Source organism: Luteibacter mycovicinus (assembly GCF_000745235.1).
Classification (GTDB): Bacteria; Pseudomonadota; Gammaproteobacteria; order Xanthomonadales; family Rhodanobacteraceae; genus Luteibacter; species Luteibacter mycovicinus.
Genome location: NZ_JQNL01000001.1, coordinates 1,864,089 through 1,883,475 on the forward strand (window position 1 = coordinate 1,864,089; position 19,387 = coordinate 1,883,475).

A 19,387-nucleotide genomic window follows, 5' to 3' on the forward strand; every position below is an offset into this window, starting at 1 on the left:
GGGCTGTCGCGAGCGGGGCTCGCTCCTACAGCGAGCGCGCTCGCCTCTTCAGGGTCAGGCTTCCTTTTCGCGCTCTTCCACCGCATCGGCCTCGAAGAGCTGCTGCAGGTCGTGCAGGGCTTCCTTCGAGGACTGCATGAGGGCGGCATCGTCGTCATACACCAGGTACTGCGCGCGCAGCACCTGCTCGTCGTGCTTGCGGAACCGCGCGATACGGCTGTCGACGACGTCGGCCGACATGTCCAGCGACTGGAGCACGTGGCGGGTCATCTCCAGGCTGGAGTAGAAGGTCTCGCGCACGGGATCTTCGATGCCGATATCCATGAGACGGAACGCATGCTGACGGTTACGCGCGCGGGCGACGATCTTGAGGTGCGGGTACTGGCGCTTCACCAGCCGCGCGGTGCGGATGTTGGCTTCGGGATCGTCGGTGGCGATGACGAACACCTCGGCCTTGTCCGCCTGCGCGGCACGCAGCATTTCCGGACGCCCGGGATCGCCGAAAAACAGCGACGTGCCGCCGAAGCGGCGCGAGGTCTCCACCTGCTCCACCGAGCTCTCCAGCGCGACGAACTGGATGCCCTGCGCACGCAGCACGCGAGCGACGATCTGGCCCATGCGCCCGAAGCCGGCGATGATGACGCGGGGCGTATCGGCCTCGATGGTGTCGAATGCACGGTCCGGCTTGCGCACACGCTCATGCACGAGACGCGACGCGGCAAGCACGAGCAACGGCGTCAGCGCCATCGACAGCGAGATCGCCATGACCATGAGGCCACGCTGGCTGTCGTCGATCAGGCGATTCTGCTGTGCGAGGTTGAGGATGACGAAGGCGAATTCGCCGCCGCTCGCCAGCACGGCCGCCAGACGCACCGAATCGGCGGTGGTCAGCGAGGCGACCAGCCGGCCCAGCGGAACGATCAGCAGAGCCTTCACCGTGAGCAGCAGCGCCACCATGCCCAGCACGAGCAACGGCTTGGCGACCAGCAACGCGAGGTCGACCGACATGCCCACGCTGACGAAGAACAGGCCGAGCAGCAGCCCCTTGAAGGGTTCGATATTCGACTCGAGCTCGTGGCGATACTCCGAATCCGCCAGCAGCAGGCCGGCGAGGAAGGCGCCGAGCGTCACGGAGATGCCCGCCAGTTCCATCAGCCATGCCGTGCCCATGACCACCAGCAGCGCCGTCGCGGTGAACACCTCGGTGCTCTTGGCGCGGGCGACGAAGCGGAACACATGGCGCAGCAGCAGCCGGCCGCCGAGGATCACGGCGAAGATGGTGCCGACGACCCGGACCACGCTCATCGTGTCGGGACCGTGCGCGCCGTGGGCGACCGCGCCACCGAGCAACGGCACCGCGGCGATCAACGGAATGGCGGCGAGATCCTGGAAGAGCAGGATGGCGAAGGCCTGGCGACCGTAGGCGGCGCCGGCCTCTTTGCGCTCAGCGAGGATCTGAAGGCCGAACGCGGTGGACGACAGCGCAAGGCTGCCACCGACGATCACGCCCGCCTTCCAGGTCAGGCCGAACAGGAAGTAGCCGATAGCACCGAGAGCGAGCGCACAGGTGATCACCTGCAGGCTGCCGCTGCCGAACACCGCACGGCGCATCACCCACAGGCGGGACGGCGACAGCTCGAGGCCGATCACGAACAGCATCAGCACGACGCCGAAATCGGAGATCGTCGCAACGCCCTCGGTGTCGCTGACCAGGCCGAGGACGGACGGCCCGATCACGACGCCCGCCAGCAGGTAACCCAGCACGGCACCCAGACGGAAGCGTTTGGTGAGCGGCACGGCAACCACCGTCGCCAGCAGGAAGACGACGGCCGTCTCTAGAAAGTGATGTCCATCCATGCTGCGGCTCCCGGGAAATCGTCCCGGATTATGTCATGCGGATCCCGCTGCCGTTTTGGACGAAATGCCGCTCAACCCTTCAGCCAGCGCGCCACGTCCACCGCGAAGTAGGTCAGGATCGCATCGGCGCCCGCCCGTTTCATCGCCAGCAGCGATTCCATGACGACGGCCTTCTCGTCCAGCCAGCCGTTCTGCGAGGCCGCCTTGATCATGGCGTACTCCCCGCTGACCTGATAGACGAACGTGGGCGCGCCGAAGGCGTCTTTCACCCGCCGGACGATGTCCAGATAAGGCAGGCCCGGCTTCACCATCACGGCATCGGCGCCTTCGGCGAGATCCAGTTCGACCTCGCGCAGGGCCTCGTCGCTGTTGCCGACGTCCATCTGATAGGTGTGCTTGTTGCCCTTGCCCAGATTGGCCGACGAGCCGACCGCGTCGCGGAACGGGCCGTAGAAACTCGACGCGTACTTCGCCGAATACGCAAGGATGCGGGTGTGGATGTAGCCGGCGTCTTCGAGCGCGTCGCGAATCGCGCCGATGCGGCCGTCCATCATGTCCGAAGGAGCGACGAAGTCCATGCCCGCTTCGGCCTGGGCCAGCGACATCTTGATCAGCGCCTCCACGGTCGGCTCGTTCATGACGTAACCGTCGGCGTCGATCAGGCCGTCCTGACCGTGCGTGGTGTACGGATCGAGTGCCACATCACCGATAAGACCCAGTTCCGGAAAGCGCTTCTTCAGCTCGCGCGTCGCGCGCTGGAACAGGGCATCGGGGTTCCACGCCTCACGGGCATCTTCGCTTTTCACCCCGTCGCCGACGGACGGGAACAGCGCCAGCGCCGGTATACCCAGGGCGACGCACTCCTCGGCGAGCTTCAGCAGTTCATCGATCGACAGCCGGTCGACGCCCGGCATGGACGAGACCGGCTGGCGCACGCCTTCGCCATCGACCACGAAAGCGACCATGATCAGGTCGGACACGGTGAGCACGTTCTCGCGCATAAGGGCGCGGGAGAAAGCATCGCGGCGCATGCGGCGCATGCGGACGGCGGGGAAGGTCATGGGACGGAGGCCTGTTGGTTGGCGATCGCCCCATTTTACGCCTCGGCCGACGCGCCGGTGGTGGCAAGGCGTCGCAGGCGTCTCACGCCCCGCCGATACGCCCGTCGAGGGCAGCGCGTCGGCGGAACGTCGCCGTGAGGCGGCCCCGACCCATGCTTACACGTCGATTCGCAGCGTGCTTTCCGGATCGAAGAAGTGGACGCGCTCCAGATGGAAGCCCAGCGCGACGTCGCTGTCCGGCTGCACCGTCGAATGGGGCGGTACGCGCGAAACGAGCTCTTCGCTACCGTGACGCATGTTGAGGAACACTTCGTTGCCCACCGGCTCCACCACGTCGACATGCGCCTGCAGGCGTGCGTCGACACCGGGATGGTCGCTGACCGTAAGCAGGTCCTCCGGGCGTACCCCGACGATCAGCGGCTTGTCGATGTAGGGGCCGAGCGCGGCCGCCTCGGTGGCGAGCGCGAGCGAGCCATCCTTCATCTCCAGACGAAGCCCGTCGGCGCGACGCAGCGTCCCGTGGAAAAGATTCATGGCGGGGCTGCCGAGAAAACCCGCGACGAAAAGATTCGCCGGCTTGTTGTAGAGATTCATCGGCGTATCCAGCTGCTGGATCACACCGCCGTTCAACACCACGATGCGCTGACCGAGCGTCATCGCTTCGATCTGGTCGTGCGTCACGTACACCATCGTGGCGCCCACGCGGCGGTGAATACGCGCGATCTCCACGCGTGTGGACAGGCGCAGCTTCGCATCCAGATTCGACAGCGGTTCGTCGAGCAGGAAAACGGAGGGATCGCGCACCATCGCACGGCCCAGCGCCACGCGCTGCCGCTGACCGCCGGACAGCGCGGCGGGACGATGATCGAGGCGTTCGTCGAGGCCGAGCATGTCCGAAGCGCCGGCGACACGGCGATCGATCTCCGCCTTGTCCACGCCACGCAGGCGCAGGCCGAAGCCGAGGTTCTCGCGAACGGTCATGTGCGGGTACAGCGCGTAGTTCTGGAAAACCATCGCGATATCGCGATCCTTCGGCGGCACGTCGTTGACGACGCGGTCGCCGATGCTCAGCGTGCCACCCGAGATGGACTCGAGTCCGGCGATCATCCGGAGCAGCGTGGTCTTGCCGCAACCCGAGGGCCCGACCAGCACCAGCAGTTCGCCATCGGCGATTTCGAAGCTCGCCTCCTTCAGGGCCACATGCCCGTTCGGATAAACCTTGCGCACCTTCTCGAGGCGAACCACTGCCATCACATACTCTCCCGTTGTACCCGTGCCTGGCAGGCAACTGCCTGCCATTGACCCGGGCGATGGGGTATTCTGCCGACGTAAACGTTTACGTCAAAGTGCCGGTCCCCACCGTCACACCGGGAGGCTCTGCGTATGTCAAGACGGCGCAGAGCAAACCGTCACTAGACGCCAGCGCCCGCGCGAGGCAACCTTGCGGGCTTCCGTGATCTGACAGGTCCTTAAAACATGTCCAAAGTTAGCGCCGCGGCGCCGACCCTGCTCGCCGACCTCGGCGGCACCAACGTGCGCTTCGGCATTGCGCATCCGGAAGCAGATCAACCACTTATCCAGGAAAGCATCCGGCGTTACCACGTTAAGGACTACGCTTCGCTGGGCGATGCCGCCAAGCAGTACTTCAAGGAAACCGGCCACGAGGCGCAGCGCGCCATCATCGCCGCCGCCGGTCGCATCGATAACGGCGAGACGGTGAAGGTCACCAACAACCCCTGGGCCATCTCGGCGAAGAATCTCGCCGCGGAGCTGGATCTGGAGTGGGTTCACCTGGTGAACGACTTCGCGGCGCAGTCGATGGCCGTGATGCTGATGAGCGCGGACAAGGACGCCCAGGGCCACCAGGATCTGGTGGAAGTCGGCACCCTGCCCGTGCCGAAAATCGGCGCCAAGGAAGAGCAGACCTTCGTCGTCGTCGGTCCGGGCACCGGGCTTGGCGTGGGCGGCCTGCTCATTCGTGGCGACAAGGTCAGCGTGCTGCAGACCGAAGGCGGCCATGCCGGCTTCGCGGCGCACAGCGCCGAGGACATCGAGATCCTCAAGGTGCTCAACCTTCGCTACGGCCGCGTGTCCAACGAACGCCTGATCTGTGGCCAGGGTCTGGTGAATCTCTACGAGGCGATTTGCGAAATCTCCGGTCAGAAGCCGCAGGCCGACATCACCCCGGAAGAGATCACCAAGCGCGCCACCGACGAAACCTGCCCCATGTGCGCACGCGCGGTCGAAACGTTCGCGGGCATCTTCGGCAGCGTGGCCGGTGACCTCGTGCTCACGCTGGGCGCGTGGGACGGCGTGTACCTCACAGGCGGCATGACGCCGATCCTGCTGCCGTGGATCCAGAAGGGCAAGTTCCGCGAACGCTTCGAAGCCAAGGGCCGCTTCCGCGACACCATGGAGCAGGTACCGACCCAGGCCATCATGAACCCGGAGCCGGGCCTCATCGGTGGTGCGGCGCTGGCGATCGTCGAAGCCGGCGGTACGCCGCTGCGCCGTTAAGCCAGCCGAGTGGTAAACGTCATGCCGCGCGCAGGTGAAGGCCTGGCGCGCGGATGACGCGCATGACCGTGGAGAACCCGGGATTCCCGTCCTCCGGGAGTGCGCGATCGCTCCTACGCAGCACGGCGGGAGAGCCCGCAGACTGAGTGCTTCAGGCCGGCGGAGCGAGCAGCGCGTCGAGATCGCTTTCGTCGAAGCTCAGTCGCTCACGGCTTCCGCCACCTTCAAGCACGGCGTCGGCAAGCTCGGCCTTGCGGGCTTTGAGTTCCTCGATGCGTTCTTCGACGGTGCCCGCTGTGATCAGCCGGTAAACGAACACGGGCTTGTCCTGACCGATGCGATGCGCACGGTCGCTGGCCTGTGCCTCGGCCGCCGGATTCCACCAGGGGTCGTAGTGGATGACGGTATCGGCGCTGGTCAGGTTCAGGCCCACGCCGCCCGCCTTGAGCGAGAGCAGGAACAACGGCACCTCGCCGTCCTGAAAGCGCTGCACCGGCTCCGCGCGATCGCGCGTTTCGCCCGTCAGCGTCACGTAACTGATGCGCCGTCGATCGAGCTCGACCGCGATCAAATTGAGCATTTCCGTGAACTGACTGAACAACAGGACACGGCGGCCTTCGGCCAGCAGCGCGGGAAGCATGTCCATCAACAGTTCGAACTTGGCGGACTCGCGCACGCCACGGGCGGCCTCGAGCTTCACCAGCCGCGGATCGCAGCAGACCTGACGCAGCTTGAGCAGCGCATCGAGGACCACGATGCCGCTATGGGCGATGCCGCGCTGCGCGATGACCTCGCGCAGTTCCTCCGCCAGCGAGAGGCGCAGGCTTTCGTAGAGATCGCGCTGACGCGGCTCCATCACCACACGACGTGTGATCTCGGTCTTCGCCGGCAACTCCGACGCGACCTGCGCTTTGGTGCGACGAAGGATGAACGGCGCAATGCGACGGTTCAGACGGTCCTGGCACTCGATGTCCTGGTGCTTCTCGATCGGCGCACGGTAGTGGCGACGGAACGCACCTTCGTCACCCAGCAAGCCGGGCACGGCGAGATCGATCTGCGACCACAATTCGCCGAGGTGATTTTCCAGCGGCGTGCCGGTGAGGCAGAGGCAACGCGGCACCTTCAACGCGAGCAACGCGCGACGCGCCTGCGTGCGTGGGTTCTTCACCTGCTGCGCTTCGTCGAGCACCACGAGGGAGAACGCCTGCTTCTTCAGCGTTTCGACGTCGCGCGGAAGCAATGCGTACGTCGTGAGGATGACATCGTTCTCGCCGATGTGCGCGAACGTTTCCGCGCGTTGGGGACCATGCAGCGCCAGCACACGCAGACTCGGTGCGAAGCGCGCGAGTTCGGACGACCAGTTCGGCACGAGGCTGGTCGGCACGACGACGAGCGCGGGCGACTCGAGATTGCCGTTTTCCTTCAGCGCCAGCAGATGCGTGATGAGCTGGAGCGTCTTGCCCAGACCCATGTCATCGGCGAGTACGCCACCGGTGCCGGCTTCGGCCAGGGCGTTCATCCAGCGCAGGCCATCGCGCTGATAGCCGCGAAGCTCCGCCTGCAACGCCTCGGGAACCACATCGCTGGCGCGCTCGGCCGCTTCACGCAGACGCCTGGTGAAACCACGCAGCCGCTCGGGCGCTTCGAACGAGCCGCCACTGGGCAAGGCCTGCGCGAGCTCTTCGAGACGACCGGCCTGTACGCGAGGCAGATGCAGTTGCTGACGCGGCTTCTCGAGGTATTCGGCGAGCGGAGCGAGCAAGCCTCGCAATTCTTTCAGACGCACCGGGACGCGACGGCGTTCGTCGACAGGCGCGTACCAGACCGAGTCTTCAGCCTCACCGGGCGTCGGGCTCAGACTGAGCTGGTGCTCGGCCAGCGCCTGCGCGACGGCAGGCAGCAGGTTGACGCGCTTGCCCTCGACTTCGATGCCGATTTCCAGATCGAACGCACGGTCCGCGTCGTCTTCGTGCGCCTTCCCGTACCAGTGCACGGGACCCTCGAGCACTTCGAAGGGGAAACTGCGGTCGTACTCCAGCACGAAGCCATCGCCTTCGAGCCGGGGACGCAAGGCAAGCCATCGGGCCGGTGTATTGACCTCCAACGCACCGGCATAGCCCTTGCCCGGGAACAGCCACGCGTCATCGGGCAGCGTGTCGGCCATGTCCCAGGGCAAGCCCTCGGTATCGACCGCGGGATTGAGGCCTGCGCCTTCCAGCGTTTCCATCGAGGCGAGTTCTTCAGCACGGCGTCGCGTGATTTCAAGCAGCGCACCGTTGCGCACGCGTCGGACCAGCGGCTCACCGCCGCGCCCGGGCAGGCGCTCGCCTGCGTAGTCGAAGGCAAGCCTTCCATAGGCCAGGGGGGGCGTACCCGCGGCGAGCCGCGCATGCCGGGTCAGGGCGTGGAGTACGAGCACCGGGCGCGGGGAGACTTCGGCCCGACGCATGTCACCGAACACCTGCGGCGGCGGCACGCGCGGCCCCATGCGCGTGCCTTCCATCCGGGCGAGGAACGCGGCCGTGCTTTCGGGCGGCAGGGGCGGAAGATCGAGCCAGGCGCCTTCGTCAGGGGAACCTTCCAGCGGACCGATCTCGGCATGCTCCGCGTCGAGGAACCAGAGCGAGCCCACACGAAAAAGACGCTGACTGGTCGGAAGCGCCGGCACCAGCTTCTGGCTGCCGTCCTTTTCGAGGTTCCAGCGCCAGCTCAGGGGATGAGCCTGCCCGCGCGACAGCTTCAGACCGGCAACGCCGCCGAAGAAACACGGTGCGCCATCGAGCACTTCAGCCAGGAGCTGGTCGCCCAGCGCACCGGCGAAACGCGCGTAGCTGCGACTCTTGCGCAAGGTCTGCGGCAGGCCGAGCACCGTGGCCGCCAGACGCTTCTCGGCCACCGTGAGCGCGGCTTCGGGCAGGTGGCGGCTGTCCAGCGGCAGGGGGCGGAAGTAACGGCCCTCCGCACTCAACGTGAGCAGGACCGGAGCGACATCCAGCCGGGCCGCCGGCTCGTGGTCGTCGTTGACGCCCTCGAGGAAGAAACCCAGCACACTGCGCTCGGCCAGCGGAGGAGCGGCCGGCTCGTCGAATGCGCGCTGCCACGCCAGAGGCAGCACTTCTGCCATGGCGTGACGCCTGCGCTTGTCGTCCGGTTGATGCATCCGTATGCGAGCCTGTCAGCGCGACCAAAACAGGAAGCTTAGCAAAGGCGGGATGACGTGCCCGTAGGACTTTTTACCCGGCGGACCGGCCCGGTTCAGCCAGACGGGAGACGCGCCGCGGCGTCAGTCGCGGCGGTGGGGGAACAAATCGACGGGATATTCCGCCTTCTGCTCGCGCCCCATGAGGGTGCGCAGACCCTCTTCCGGGGTGACTTCGCCATGCAGCACCGACCGGACGGCGGCCGAGATGGGCAGGTCCAGCCCATGGAAGCCGGCGAGGCGGGCGACTTCGTCGGCCGTCACGACGCTCTCGACCACCTGACCGATCTGGCGAACCGCTTCCGTCAACGGAATGCCCCTGCCCAGGGCCAGACCCAGGCGGCGGTTTCGTGACAGGTCGCCGGTGCAGGTCAGGACGAGATCGCCCAGGCCGGCAAGACCCATGAGCGTCTCGGCACGCGCCCCAAGCGCGACACCGAGGCGAAGCATCTCGTTCATGCCGCGGGTGATGAGGCCCGCGCGGGCGTTGAGCCCCAGCTCCATACCGTCGGCGACGCCGGTGGCGACAGCCAGCACGTTCTTCATCGCACCGCCGAGCTCGGCCCCCAGGATGTCGTTACCCGTGTAGGCGCGGAAGTTGGGCGCGTGCAGCAGCACGGCGAGTTCCTTGCCGAAGGCGTCGTCCGTGGCGTGGACCGTGACGGCACTGGGCAGGCCGGCGGTCACCTCGCGGGCGAACGAGGGTCCGGTGACCACCGCGGCAGGCCTGCCGGGAAGCTTTTCGTTGACCAGTTCGTGCAGAAAACGCCCCGTACCCGTCTCGAAACCCTTGGTAGCCCACGAGATGCGGACACCGGGTTCGAGCATGGGCACGATCTGGTCGAGCAGCGCGGCGAACGCGTGGCTCGGCACCACGAGCAGAACGATGTCCGCCCCCCGCAGCACGCTGGCCAGGTCGCCGTCGTAGGCGAGTTCCGGCGGCAGGTCGAGGTCGGGCAGGTAACGCAGGTTGCGACGCGCCGCGGCCATTTCCGCGAGCGCGTCGGCGTCGCGCCCCCACAACCGGGTGGGGACGTCGTTGCGCGCCAGAAGCGCAGCCAGCGCGGTACCCCAGGAACCGGCGCCGAGAACGGCGACGGTGGGTCGGGAGGCGGAGGTCATCGCTCAGCTGTTGAGCGTATGGGTACCGGCGCCGCCTTCGACCTGCTGACGCTGCTGCTCGGCGTAGAGGGCGTCGAAGTTGATCGGCTGCAGCAGGAACGGCGGGAAGCCACCTTCCTGGATCATCGCCGAGACCATCTGACGGGCGTAAGGGAACAGCAGGTTCGGGCAGTACGAACCGAGGATGCCGTCGCGGTCGTCATCGGTGAAACCACCGATGCCGAAGATGCCGGCCTGGTGCACTTCGGCGAGGTAAGCGGTGCGCTCGCCGAGGTTGCAGGTGAGGGTGAGGCTGAGCACGACTTCGAACAGGTCGTTGCCGAGGTCGACGGCCTTGTGGCCGAGGTTGAGCTGGACCTGCGGCTGCGCCTCGGTCTCGCCCATTTCCTGGAACACCTGCGGAGCGTTCGGCGCTTCGAAGGAAGCATCCTTGACGTAGATCTTCTGCAGCACGAGCTGCGGCTGGCCGGCCTGGCCGTTGGCGGTGATTTCTGCCATTGCGTGAGTCCTCGAGAAGGCGTCGTGTGGGCGGGTTACGTGCCGCTGGCACGAAAGCCGGGATTGTTTCACACAACCCGGCGCCCCGCACAGTCCGGCTTGCGCGAGGACGTAGGATTCTGAGAGAATGCCCGGCTTCCCTATGCCAACCCGATCCGTCGGGAACGCCCGTCATGCGATGCGGGCCTCATTGTCAGGGATGTTCCACCCCCCTCCAGCCATCGCATGGCGCCCCGTAACCGGGTCGTGGCTGGGCCGTCGCCACCCTGGCCAAAGGGCGGTCCAACGAATCTAAAGGAGGTCATCATGGCCCGTAGATGCCAAGTCACCAATAAGGGCGTGCAGAGCGGCAACAACGTCTCGCACGCAAACAACAAGACCCGTCGCCGCTGGTTGCCGAACCTGCACGAGCGCCGTTTCTGGGTCGCCAGCGAGAACCGCTGGGTGAAGCTCCGCGTTTCCAACCACGCGCTGCGCACCATCGACAAGAACGGCATCGAAGCCGTGCTGGCCGACCTCCGTTCCCGCGGCGAAAAGATCTAAGGAGATCAACCATGGCAAGCAAGCGCGATAAGCACCGCCTGATTTCCACCGCGGGCACCGGTCACTTCTACACGACCACGAAGAACAAGAAGAACACGCCGGAAAAGATGGTGTTCATGAAGTACGATCCTGTCGTCCGCAAGCATGTGGAATACAAGGAAGGTAAGATCAAATAAAAATTGGCCGCCGAATGGCGGCCTTTTTTTATCTACGCGCGCAAGCCGCGTGGGAGCGCACTTCGTGCGCGAACCCTCAGCACAACATGCGTGCGAATGAGGCCTTACGCCACCTCGAGCCCGATGTCCCGGCTACGAAGCGGCTTTACGGCTCTTACGCATGTGCCAAACAAAAAAGGGCCCGCCAGATGGCGGGCCCTTTTTTCGAATCGGCTTGATCGCGTTACGCGCCGACCGCCGAGTAACCCTTCAGCCGCTGTGCAAACTGCTGCAACGAACGGATGCCGCTTTCTTCCGCCTCGACGATCCACTGCTGCAGAGACTTCAGCGCCTTGTCGGCACCGCGCTCTTCCATCAGGGCGACCAGGCGCGCGCGGAACTCGCACACCGTGGTGAGCGCCGGGCGATTGGCCAGCGCGGCATGCATGCGCTCACGCGCATCGTTGTCGAGCCAGCGACCACCGTCGGCCAGCGCACGACGAACACGACGCGGCACGGCTTTCAGATTGTCTCCGGCCTGACTGACTTCTTCGCGCATGGTCGGAAGGATGACGTTGCGGTAGTAGTCCGTCGTGGCCTGGAAACGCAGTGCGAGGACGCCCTTGAGCGTTTCGGCATCCGGCAGGTGCACGTTCGGACGGATGTTCAGCGTCGGCGCGACACGCAGCACCTTGGCCAGACGGAAGAAGCGCAGGCTGCAGATCACCGCCCAGCCGATATCGAACTCCCACTTGCGCAAGGCGAACTTGGCCGAGCTCGGGAAGGCATGATGATTGTTGTGCAGCTCTTCGCCGCCGATCCAGAAGCCCCACGGCGAGATGTTGGTCGCGGTGTCGGAGCTTTCGAAGTTGCGGTAACCCCACCAGTGGCCGATGCCGTTGACGAAACCGGCGGCCCAGAACGGAATCCAGATCATCTGCACGGCCCAGATGGCCATGCCGATCACGCCGAACAGCGCGACATCGATAAAAGCCATCAGCACCGGGCCCCAGTACGGGTGCGCGCCGAACAGCTTGCGCTCGAACCAGTCGTCGGGGGTGCCACGGCCGTACTTCTCCATGTCGGCCTTGTTGTAGCTGGCCTCACGATAGAGCGACACACCGTCCAGGAAGACCTTCTTGATACCGAAGACCTGCGGGCTGTGCGGATCTTCCTCGGTCTCGACCTTGGCGTGATGCTTGCGATGGATCGCTACCCATTCCTTGACGACCATACCCGTGGTCAGCCAGCCCCAAAAACGGAAGAAGCCGTTGAGGGTCCAGTGGAAATCCACACCACGATGGGTCGCGCTGCGGTGGTAGTACAGCGTCACCGTGAAAATGGTGAGCTGGGTGACCACGAGCACATAGACAGCGATCTCGCCCCAGCTTGCGTGGGTGAGGCCGTTGGCCAGGAAATCGAGCAGGGTGTCGAGCATCAGGTCGGTACCGCGCGGGAAGTGAAGGGGTCGTACAGGTACCAGTCTAACGAGCCGATTCCATACCCACCAGCACGGAATTCGGCGAAATGTGAAGCCCACTGTTGTGGTTTCCGAACCCCTTTCCGCACAATCGCGGGATGACCGCCCCCTCGCTCGTTCAGCATGATCACTCCCCTGCGTCGTTTTGCTCGCAAGATAGTGCGCGTTACGCGGTGTTCGGCGACGTAGCCGCATGAGCGCGGCCCATTTGCTGAATGTCGCAGACGTTACGAGACGCCGTGCCGGGCGCCTGGCCGTCGAGGGGGTGTCGTTTTGCCTGAACCGTGGTGAAGTCCTGGGCCTCCTCGGCGTCAATGGCGCGGGCAAGTCCACCACGCTTTCGATGCTCGCCGGTGCCCTTCGCCCTGACAGCGGACATATCGAGCTGGACGGCATGGATTTCGCTCGGCAACCGGCCATGGCGCGACGTCTGCTCGGCTGGCTGCCTGAAAGCGCCCCGCTGTGGCCGGAGCTGTCCGTCGACGAGCACCTGATCGCGTTTTCCCGGCTCCGCGGCGCCAGCCGGGCCGTGGCAAAGCGCGCGGCGGACACGATCGTCGCCCGCCTGCAGCTCGGCGACCTTCGCAGGCGCCTCGCGGGGGTCCTGTCGCAGGGCCAGCGCCAGCGACTCGGGCTCGCCTGCGCCCTCGTCCACGACCCGGCGCTGATCATTCTCGACGAACCCGCCAATGCACTGGATCCGGTGCAGGTGGGCGAGCTGCGCCGACTGATCCGCGAGCGGGCCGCCGCCGGTGCCGCTGTGATCCTGTCGACTCACGTCCTTGGTGAGGTGGTCGCCGTGTGCGACCGCGTGGCGATCCTTCACGAAGGGCGCCTGCGTCACGATGCGCCGCTGCACGACGACCACGGCAGCGACATCGAATCCGTCTTCTTCGGCATCGCCACGGGAGCCGGCGCATGAGCATCGCCGCCGTCGCCCGCCTGGAATGGCGCCGCCTCGCTGTCCGCCCGCTTGCATGGGCGCTCGCCGCACTCACCATCGCCTGGCTGGCCTGGACCTTCGTCCTGGGCCTCGGGCAATTTCTCGGTGCGCAGGTGAAGCTGGCGGGGATCGCCGACGCGCCGGGCTTCACGGATCTGGTCGCCATTCCGCTGCTGGCGGAACTGGTCAAGCTCGCGTTTCTGGTGGTCCCGCTGATGACGATGACCCAGCTCGCCGGTGAACGCCGCGCGGGCACCCTCGCCCTGCTGGCCTCCACGGGCCTGTCACCGACACGCATCGTGCTGGGCAAATACATCGCCGTGCTCGGATGGCTGGCACTTTGGCTGCTTGCCACGCTGGCGATGCCCCTGCTGGTCGGTGCCGAATCCACCGCCGACTGGGGCAAGCTCGCCGCGGCGACACTGGGCACGGCCCTGCTCCTGGCGACACTGGCCGCGATCGGCCTCGCCTGCTCCGCGGCGACGTCGTTCCCTGCCATTGCCGCGGCGATGGCACTCATCGTGACGCTCGTCCTCTGGACGATCGATCGTGGCGCTCAGGCGGCAGGCCTGAGTGGCGGCTTTCTCGGCTGGCTGACCATGGCCACGCATCTGCAGAACCTGCTTCGCGGGCTGGTGGTCTCCAGCGATCTCATCTGGTTCGCACTGGCCATCGCCCTGTCACTGATCCTCGCCATCCGCCGACTCGGCGCCGACCGGGAGCGCCAGTAATGCGCCGCCTCGATCGCTGGCTCGTCCTGCTCGGGCTGCTGGTCGCCACCGGTTGCATCGGCTTCCTCAGCACACGTCACACGTGGACGGCCGACTGGTCGCGAGGGGCGCGCGCCAGCCTCGCGCCGGAAAGTGTGGCGGTGCTCGACACACTGCACGGCCCGGTCGAGGTGGTCGGCTACCTCTCGCCCACCGGGCCACTGCGCGAGCAGATCGCCGCCGTCATCGAGCGCTATACGCGTGAAAAGAAAGACCTGACGCTGTCCTTCGTCGACCCCGACCTCGACCCGTCGGCCTCGCGCCAGCTCGGTATCGCCGGCGACGGCGCCCTGCTGGTGCGCTATCAGGGCCGCGAGCAGCGGGTCGAAAGCCCGATCAACGAACGCAACCTGTCGAACGCCCTCGAGCGGCTGGCCCGAGGCGGCGAACGCGTGGTCGCGTTCGTCACCGGCGACGGCGAACGCCAGCCCGACGGTCGCGCCAATGCGGACCTGGGCACGTTCATGACCCAGGTGGAGCGCCGCGGCATTCGTGCCGTACCGCTCAACTTCAGCCAGACGCGCGGGGTGCCGGATCACACCGACCTGGTCGTGCTCGCCAGCCCCACGAGCTCCCTTCCGGCGGACAGCGTCGCCGCGCTGGTCGACTACGTGCATGGCGGCGGCAACCTGCTCTGGCTCACCGAACCGGGTAACGAGGATCTGGGCACCGGCCCGCTGGCCGACGTGCTCGGCGTGCGTGTGCTTCCGGGCGTCCTGGTCGACGGTCAGGGCAGCACCCTCAACGTCAACGATCCCCGGATGGTCGTGCTCGGCGACTACCCGTTCCACGCCATCACTCGCGGGTTCCGGGAAAGCACCCTTTTCCCGCAGGTATCGGGACTGGCCCAGGTCTCCGACCACGACTGGGCCGTGGTGCCTTTCCTGCGCTCGGGCGAGCGCAGCTGGACGGCCTTCGGCGGTATCGATAACGCCAGACCGTCGACGATCGCCTTCCACCCGGAAGCGGGCGAACTCAAGGGTCCGCTGGATTTCGGCTTCGCCCTGAACCGACTGTCACCCAGCCCCGATCGCAATGAGCAGCGAGCCGTCGTGATCGGCGATGGCGACTTCCTGTCCAACACGTACATCGGCAATGGCGGCAATCGCGCGCTCGGCGAACGCGTGCTCGACTGGCTCCTTGGCGACGACGTACTGGTCGACCTGCCGACGCGCGGTGCACCGGACCGTGTGATCTCGTTGTCGCAGGAAGGGCTCAACGCCATCAGCTTCGGCTTCCTCATCGCGTTGCCGATGACGCTGCTCGGCCTCGGCGTCGGCATCGCCTGGCGCAGACGGAGACGCTGACGTGCGCACGCGACTGATCGGTCTGCTCGTCGTCCTCGCGCTGATCGTCGCGGTGGCCTGGCAATGGCGCGCGGATGAAAGCGATGCGCGCGCGCACCTGCTTACCGCGCTGGATCCGGACACGGTGAGCCATATCGAGCTGACCCTGAAGGGGTCGCCTGCCCAGCGTTTCGAACGGCACGACGGTCAGTGGCTGACCGATGGCACCCGGATCGCCGATCAGGGCCGTGCCGACGAACTCGCCTCACTGGCCGCCACGCCGGTCGCAACGTGGAATCCAGCCTCGACGTTCGATGAGGCAAAAATCGGGCTGGCACCGCCGGTCGCCGTGCTGGTGCTCGACGGCGTCCGCGTCGAGTTCGGCGACATGGCCGCCCTGGGTAAGCAGCGCTACGCGAAAGTCGGCGACCGGATCGCCTTCGTACCCGCTCAGGCCCTGCCGCGCGCACCACGCACGGCCTCGCTGCCGACCCACGACTCACCGGCACCCTGACCGGCAGCGGTTGCCAGCCGCCGCGGCAGCCCCCATCTTCGGCCCATGCCAGAACTTCCCGAAGTCGAAACCACCCGTCGCGGTATCGCACCTCACCTGGAAGGGCGTCGCGTGACGGGCGTCGTGCTGCGTCGACCCGACCTGCGCTGGCCGATTCCACCGGAAATCTCCTCGTTGCTGCCCGGGCAGGTCATCGAAGCGGTGGACCGACGCGCCAAATACCTGTTGCTGCGAACACAGGCGGGGACCGCCCTGTTCCATCTGGGCATGTCCGGCATGCTGCGCGTGCTTCCTCCCGACACGCCCGTGGGCAAACACGACCACGTCGACCTGATGCTCGAATCCGATCGCGTGCTGCGCTTTACCGACCCCCGCCGGTTTGGTGCGCTGCTGTGGCAGATGCCCGGCGAGACGCACGCCTTGCTCGAAGGTATCGGTCCGGAACCTCTGACCGACGCGTTCGACGGTGACGTGTTGTGGCGACTGTCCCGCGGCCGCAGCGCCGCGGTAAAGACCTTCATCATGGACAACGCGGTCGTGGTCGGCGTCGGCAACATCTACGCCAGCGAGGCGTTGTTCGCTGCGGGAATCGATCCGCGCCGCGCCGCCGGCAAGGTGTCACGCGAGCGCTACGCGAAGCTCGCCAGTGAGATCAAACGGATTCTCGCGTACGCCATCACACGAGGGGGCACCACCCTGCGCGATTTTCTCGCGCCGGATGGCGCCCCCGGATACTTCTTTCAGGAGTTGTTCGCTTACGGACGCGCCGGCGAGCCGTGCCGAACCTGCACGACGCCGATCAAGGTCGTGACGCTCGGACAGCGAGCGTCGTTCTATTGCCCTACATGCCAGCATTAGAAAAGACGACAAGGTATCGAGCGTTTCGCGGACTCCGAAGCGCATGGGCACGCCACTAGGCTGACAGTCATCCTACCGCGGCAGGGAATGCCCTCATGAAAAAACTGCTGTTCGCCGTGGCGACATCGATCGCTACACCGATGGCCCTTGCGGGCCCGACGGAAACCCTCGGCCTGGACGAACCCTTCGACCGCTACACGTGGCTGACCGCGCACAACGCCTTCACCAGCAACGGACTGATTCGGAATCAGCGGACGACGATCGCCGAGCAACTCGAGGCTGGCGTACGCGCGTTCATGCTCGACCTGCATCCGTTCGAGGGACGCGTGGCACTGTGTCATGCGAAGTGCACGTACGGCCCCGGCACCGAGCGGTTCGCCACGCTGTTGCAGGCGACCATCCTGCCCTACCTGGATACCCATCCGGAGGCGGTCATCACGCTCCAGCTCGAGGATTTCAGCACGCTGGCACAACTCAAAGCCGAGCTGCGACGTGTTCCCCGCCTGGGGAGCGTCACCTTCGATCCCACGACCTGGGATACCGAACGATGGCCGACCTATCGCGAGCTGATCAGCCGCGGCCAGCGCCTGTTGATCTTCAGCCTCAACGAGGCGAACAGCGGTGCGATCTTCACCGCGCACGGGACCGTACACATCATGCCGACCGTCCGCTACACCGTTGAGAACTACTGGAGCCTGGGCATGACGATACTGACCCACGACCGCAGCTGCCGCAGCCGGTGGGATGCGGACGTACAGCCCCTCGACCGCACGTCCATCCCCGGCAAACCGGGCTGGCGACCGCTGTTCACCATGAATCACTTCCACGGTTTACCGGTCGCACACCACGCAAGTCACGACAACGCCTTTGAAGAGCTGCGTAGCCGTTACCTCGACTACTGCCTTCCGGCAGCGAAACGCAAGCCCAACTACGTCGCCGTCGACTTCCACGACGAAGGCGATGCGCAGGCGTTCGTCGACTGGCTCAATCAGCTACCTGACGCGCGCTGAACCACGCTGACTCAGTCAGGCCAGCGCATCGCCGCATGCGAGTTGTTGAACAGCGGATCGCTCTCGTCACCGGAGAGAGCCACGGTCAGGCCACCCTTCACCCCATCGACCTCGACGGTCTGATCCTGCTCGAAATGCGCGCCCAGCGCCCCGAGGTCGACGAAGCGCTCGGACAAGGCGCCCGCGCGGTCGATGTCGCGATCGGGCACGTTGGTCAGGCTGATATCCGGACGACCGAACTTGCGCATGCCACGCGTACGGATCCACGAGCGCCCCTTGGTTTCCTCAGGGCTGCAGAGAATCAGCACGTGATTCCGCGTCGGCGCGCCACCCTGGACCAGGTAGTGCTCGCGCCAGCCGGCGGCATCGAAAAGGGTCAGGATCTGCGGATCGACGACGGCCTTGCCACCGATGTCGGTCAGCGCGGCTACAACGCCGAGGGTGTCACGCAGATAGTCGAGATTGTCGCGGTCCGGGAAGCGGCCGCGGATCGCCACCACATGCGGCGCCGCCTTGGCGGCGGCAAAGGCCTCGGGGCTATCTTCGCGGAGCAGGTCGCCGAGGGCACCGGACAGCGGGTACCCCTCCCAGCGCGACAGCACGGCGTTCTGAAAACGCTGCAACTCCACACCTTCGGGCAGGCCCGGGCTGCCATAGCGGGCAGCGGGGATGGCGAGATCCTGCGGAAAAGCGCCGAAGACGAAGAAGAGCAGGACCGCCTCCTCGTGACTCGGCTGCCAATGGGGGCGCGGCCAGCTGGCGGCGGTGGTCGTCGTCTCGGTCACGCGGGCTTTCCTTCGTCGGAATCGGATTCGCCGAGCGGCAGCACGGATTGCTGCAGCTCGATACGGCCTTCACCACCGGTAATGCTCTTGAACTCGGCGCGGCTGACGGAGACATAGCGGTCGTTGCCGCCGATCTCAACCTGCGGCCCCTGGGTGACGGCGCGGCCGTGTTCATCCACGCGCACCACCATCGTCGCCTTCTTACCGGAATGGCAAATCGTCTTGATCTCTTCCAGGTTGTCCGCCCAGGCCAGCAGATACCGGCTGCCCTCGAACAGCTCACCCCGGAAGTCGGTGCGCAGCCCGTACGCCAGCACGGGAATGCCGAGGCGGTCGACCACGTCGGACAGCTGCCAGACCTGGTTCCTGCTCATGAACTGGGCCTCGTCCACCAGCACGCAGTGCAAGGGTCCACGCGCGGCGATATCGCGCTCGACCATGACGAAGATGTCCTCTTCGCCGGCGAAACGCAGCGCCCGCGCCTGCAGGCCGATCCGCGAGGCGACGATGCCCTCGCCGTAACGGTTGTCCAGCGCCGGGGTCAGGATCAGCGTGCGCATCCCGCGCTCGTGGTAATTGTGCGCGCTCTGAAGCAGCGTCGTGGTCTTGCCGGCATTCATTGCCGAATAGTAGAAATACAGCTTGGCCATACGGGATCGGTCCGGAACGTGACCGGCCATGGTACCGCCAAGTGCCCGCCACGGCAGTCTCGCCGCCGTTGAGAGTGGCGAGTCCGGGGTCCGCCGACCTCCGCACCTGATACCATCCCCGTCCTCGTTCGCCTGTCCT

Annotated in this window: 18 protein-coding genes; 9 read left to right on the top strand and 9 right to left on the bottom strand. The window is 66.0% G+C overall.

Going from position 1 to position 19,387, the window contains the following annotated elements; all coding sequences use genetic code 11:
• Positions 1 to 54: 54 nt before the first annotated feature.
• The 3 genes from FA85_RS08380 to FA85_RS08390 form a co-directional block, all read right to left on the bottom strand.
• The gene (locus FA85_RS08380) at positions 55 to 1,857 is read right to left on the bottom strand and encodes a monovalent cation:proton antiporter-2 (CPA2) family protein (protein WP_036109754.1); all 1,803 of its coding nucleotides are present in this window, start codon (positions 1,855 to 1,857) and stop codon (positions 55 to 57) included.
• 71 nt (positions 1,858 to 1,928) lie between these two features.
• Positions 1,929 to 2,918, bottom strand: a complete 990-nt coding sequence (gene hemB, locus FA85_RS08385) for a porphobilinogen synthase (protein WP_036109750.1) — start codon at positions 2,916 to 2,918, stop codon at positions 1,929 to 1,931.
• Between the two features lie 156 nt (positions 2,919 to 3,074).
• The gene (locus FA85_RS08390; RefSeq protein WP_036109747.1) at positions 3,075 to 4,169 is read right to left on the bottom strand and encodes an ABC transporter ATP-binding protein; all 1,095 of its coding nucleotides are present in this window, start codon (positions 4,167 to 4,169) and stop codon (positions 3,075 to 3,077) included.
• A 225-nt stretch (positions 4,170 to 4,394) separates the two neighbouring features.
• Between FA85_RS08390 and glk the strand changes: the two genes are divergently transcribed.
• On the top strand, positions 4,395 to 5,435 hold the full coding sequence (gene glk, locus FA85_RS08395) for a glucokinase (protein WP_036109744.1): 1,041 nt from the start codon (positions 4,395 to 4,397) through the stop codon (positions 5,433 to 5,435).
• A 151-nt stretch (positions 5,436 to 5,586) separates the two neighbouring features.
• On the opposite strand, the gene FA85_RS08400 is transcribed toward glk, so the two are convergent.
• The 3 genes from FA85_RS08400 to secB form a co-directional block, all read right to left on the bottom strand.
• Positions 5,587 to 8,595: a DEAD/DEAH box helicase gene (locus FA85_RS08400; RefSeq protein ID WP_036109742.1), complete on the bottom strand. Its 3,009-nt coding sequence runs from the start codon at positions 8,593 to 8,595 to the stop codon at positions 5,587 to 5,589.
• Positions 8,596 to 8,718: 123 nt separating this feature from the next.
• Positions 8,719 to 9,756 carry an NAD(P)H-dependent glycerol-3-phosphate dehydrogenase gene (locus tag FA85_RS08405; RefSeq protein WP_036109739.1) on the bottom strand — a complete coding sequence of 346 codons (1,038 nt, stop codon included), beginning with the start codon at positions 9,754 to 9,756 and terminating at the stop codon, positions 8,719 to 8,721.
• 3 nt (positions 9,757 to 9,759) lie between these two features.
• On the bottom strand, positions 9,760 to 10,254 hold the full coding sequence (secB, locus tag FA85_RS08410; RefSeq protein ID WP_036109736.1) for a protein-export chaperone SecB: 495 nt from the start codon (positions 10,252 to 10,254) through the stop codon (positions 9,760 to 9,762).
• Positions 10,255 to 10,560: 306 nt separating this feature from the next.
• Between secB and rpmB the strand changes: the two genes are divergently transcribed.
• Together rpmB and rpmG are read left to right on the top strand one after the other, a co-directional pair.
• Positions 10,561 to 10,797, top strand: coding sequence for a 50S ribosomal protein L28 (gene rpmB / locus FA85_RS08415; RefSeq protein ID WP_036109731.1), 237 nt, complete (start codon positions 10,561 to 10,563; stop codon positions 10,795 to 10,797).
• An 11-nt stretch (positions 10,798 to 10,808) separates the two neighbouring features.
• On the top strand, positions 10,809 to 10,973 hold the full coding sequence (gene rpmG / locus FA85_RS08420; protein WP_036109728.1) for a 50S ribosomal protein L33: 165 nt from the start codon (positions 10,809 to 10,811) through the stop codon (positions 10,971 to 10,973).
• 223 nt (positions 10,974 to 11,196) lie between these two features.
• On the opposite strand, the gene FA85_RS08430 is transcribed toward rpmG, so the two are convergent.
• A complete protein-coding gene (locus tag FA85_RS08430) occupies positions 11,197 to 12,390 on the bottom strand; it encodes a DesA family fatty acid desaturase (RefSeq protein ID WP_036109723.1) in 1,194 nt (397 codons plus the stop codon).
• A gap of 235 nt (positions 12,391 to 12,625) precedes the next feature.
• Here FA85_RS08430 and FA85_RS08435 point away from each other — a divergent pair, with 235 nt between their 5' ends.
• From FA85_RS08435 to FA85_RS08460, 6 genes are all read left to right on the top strand, one after another.
• Positions 12,626 to 13,354: an ABC transporter ATP-binding protein gene (locus FA85_RS08435; RefSeq protein WP_036109720.1), complete on the top strand. Its 729-nt coding sequence runs from the start codon at positions 12,626 to 12,628 to the stop codon at positions 13,352 to 13,354.
• On the top strand, positions 13,351 to 14,106 hold the full coding sequence (locus tag FA85_RS08440) for an ABC transporter permease (protein WP_036109718.1): 756 nt from the start codon (positions 13,351 to 13,353) through the stop codon (positions 14,104 to 14,106). The genes FA85_RS08435 and FA85_RS08440 overlap by 4 nt, the downstream gene beginning before the upstream one ends.
• Positions 14,106 to 15,452 carry a GldG family protein gene (locus FA85_RS08445; RefSeq protein WP_036109715.1) on the top strand — a complete coding sequence of 449 codons (1,347 nt, stop codon included), beginning with the start codon at positions 14,106 to 14,108 and terminating at the stop codon, positions 15,450 to 15,452. The genes FA85_RS08440 and FA85_RS08445 overlap by 1 nt, the downstream gene beginning before the upstream one ends.
• Position 15,453: 1 nt before the next feature.
• Positions 15,454 to 15,945, top strand: coding sequence for a hypothetical protein (locus FA85_RS08450; RefSeq protein ID WP_036109712.1), 492 nt, complete (start codon positions 15,454 to 15,456; stop codon positions 15,943 to 15,945).
• Positions 15,946 to 15,990: 45 nt separating this feature from the next.
• Entirely contained in the window at positions 15,991 to 16,803 is an 813-nt protein-coding gene (gene mutM / locus FA85_RS08455) for a bifunctional DNA-formamidopyrimidine glycosylase/DNA-(apurinic or apyrimidinic site) lyase (protein ID WP_036109709.1), read from the top strand.
• Positions 16,804 to 16,898: 95 nt separating this feature from the next.
• Positions 16,899 to 17,813 (top strand): phosphoinositide-specific phospholipase C-related protein, encoded by a 915-nt coding sequence (locus FA85_RS08460; protein WP_051943225.1) that lies wholly within the window; start codon positions 16,899 to 16,901, stop codon positions 17,811 to 17,813.
• A gap of 11 nt (positions 17,814 to 17,824) precedes the next feature.
• On the opposite strand, the gene FA85_RS08465 is transcribed toward FA85_RS08460, so the two are convergent.
• Together FA85_RS08465 and FA85_RS08470 are read right to left on the bottom strand one after the other, a co-directional pair.
• On the bottom strand, positions 17,825 to 18,598 hold the full coding sequence (locus tag FA85_RS08465) for a hypothetical protein (protein WP_036109706.1): 774 nt from the start codon (positions 18,596 to 18,598) through the stop codon (positions 17,825 to 17,827).
• Positions 18,595 to 19,248 carry a thymidine kinase gene (locus tag FA85_RS08470; protein WP_036109702.1) on the bottom strand — a complete coding sequence of 218 codons (654 nt, stop codon included), beginning with the start codon at positions 19,246 to 19,248 and terminating at the stop codon, positions 18,595 to 18,597. The genes FA85_RS08465 and FA85_RS08470 overlap by 4 nt, the downstream gene beginning before the upstream one ends.
• Positions 19,249 to 19,387: the final 139 nt, after the last annotated feature.

Excerpts from the sequence above, each read along its gene's own strand:
- FA85_RS08380 (WP_036109754.1), bottom strand. The coding sequence starts at position 1,857 with ATGGATGGACATCACTTTCTAGAGACGGCCGTCGTCTTCCTGCTGGCG.
- hemB (WP_036109750.1), bottom strand. The coding sequence starts at position 2,918 with ATGACCTTCCCCGCCGTCCGCATGCGCCGCATGCGCCGCGATGCTTTC.
- FA85_RS08390 (WP_036109747.1), bottom strand. The coding sequence starts at position 4,169 with ATGGCAGTGGTTCGCCTCGAGAAGGTGCGCAAGGTTTATCCGAACGGG.
- glk (WP_036109744.1), top strand. The coding sequence starts at position 4,395 with ATGTCCAAAGTTAGCGCCGCGGCGCCGACCCTGCTCGCCGACCTCGGC.
- FA85_RS08400 (WP_036109742.1), bottom strand. The coding sequence starts at position 8,595 with ATGCATCAACCGGACGACAAGCGCAGGCGTCACGCCATGGCAGAAGTG.
- FA85_RS08405 (WP_036109739.1), bottom strand. The coding sequence starts at position 9,756 with ATGACCTCCGCCTCCCGACCCACCGTCGCCGTTCTCGGCGCCGGTTCC.
- secB (WP_036109736.1), bottom strand. The coding sequence starts at position 10,254 with ATGGCAGAAATCACCGCCAACGGCCAGGCCGGCCAGCCGCAGCTCGTG.
- rpmB (WP_036109731.1), top strand. The coding sequence starts at position 10,561 with ATGGCCCGTAGATGCCAAGTCACCAATAAGGGCGTGCAGAGCGGCAAC.
- rpmG (WP_036109728.1), top strand. The coding sequence starts at position 10,809 with ATGGCAAGCAAGCGCGATAAGCACCGCCTGATTTCCACCGCGGGCACC.
- FA85_RS08430 (WP_036109723.1), bottom strand. The coding sequence starts at position 12,390 with ATGCTCGACACCCTGCTCGATTTCCTGGCCAACGGCCTCACCCACGCA.
- FA85_RS08435 (WP_036109720.1), top strand. The coding sequence starts at position 12,626 with ATGAGCGCGGCCCATTTGCTGAATGTCGCAGACGTTACGAGACGCCGT.
- FA85_RS08440 (WP_036109718.1), top strand. The coding sequence starts at position 13,351 with ATGAGCATCGCCGCCGTCGCCCGCCTGGAATGGCGCCGCCTCGCTGTC.
- FA85_RS08445 (WP_036109715.1), top strand. The coding sequence starts at position 14,106 with ATGCGCCGCCTCGATCGCTGGCTCGTCCTGCTCGGGCTGCTGGTCGCC.
- mutM (WP_036109709.1), top strand. The coding sequence starts at position 15,991 with ATGCCAGAACTTCCCGAAGTCGAAACCACCCGTCGCGGTATCGCACCT.
- FA85_RS08460 (WP_051943225.1), top strand. The coding sequence starts at position 16,899 with ATGAAAAAACTGCTGTTCGCCGTGGCGACATCGATCGCTACACCGATG.
- FA85_RS08470 (WP_036109702.1), bottom strand. The coding sequence starts at position 19,248 with ATGGCCAAGCTGTATTTCTACTATTCGGCAATGAATGCCGGCAAGACC.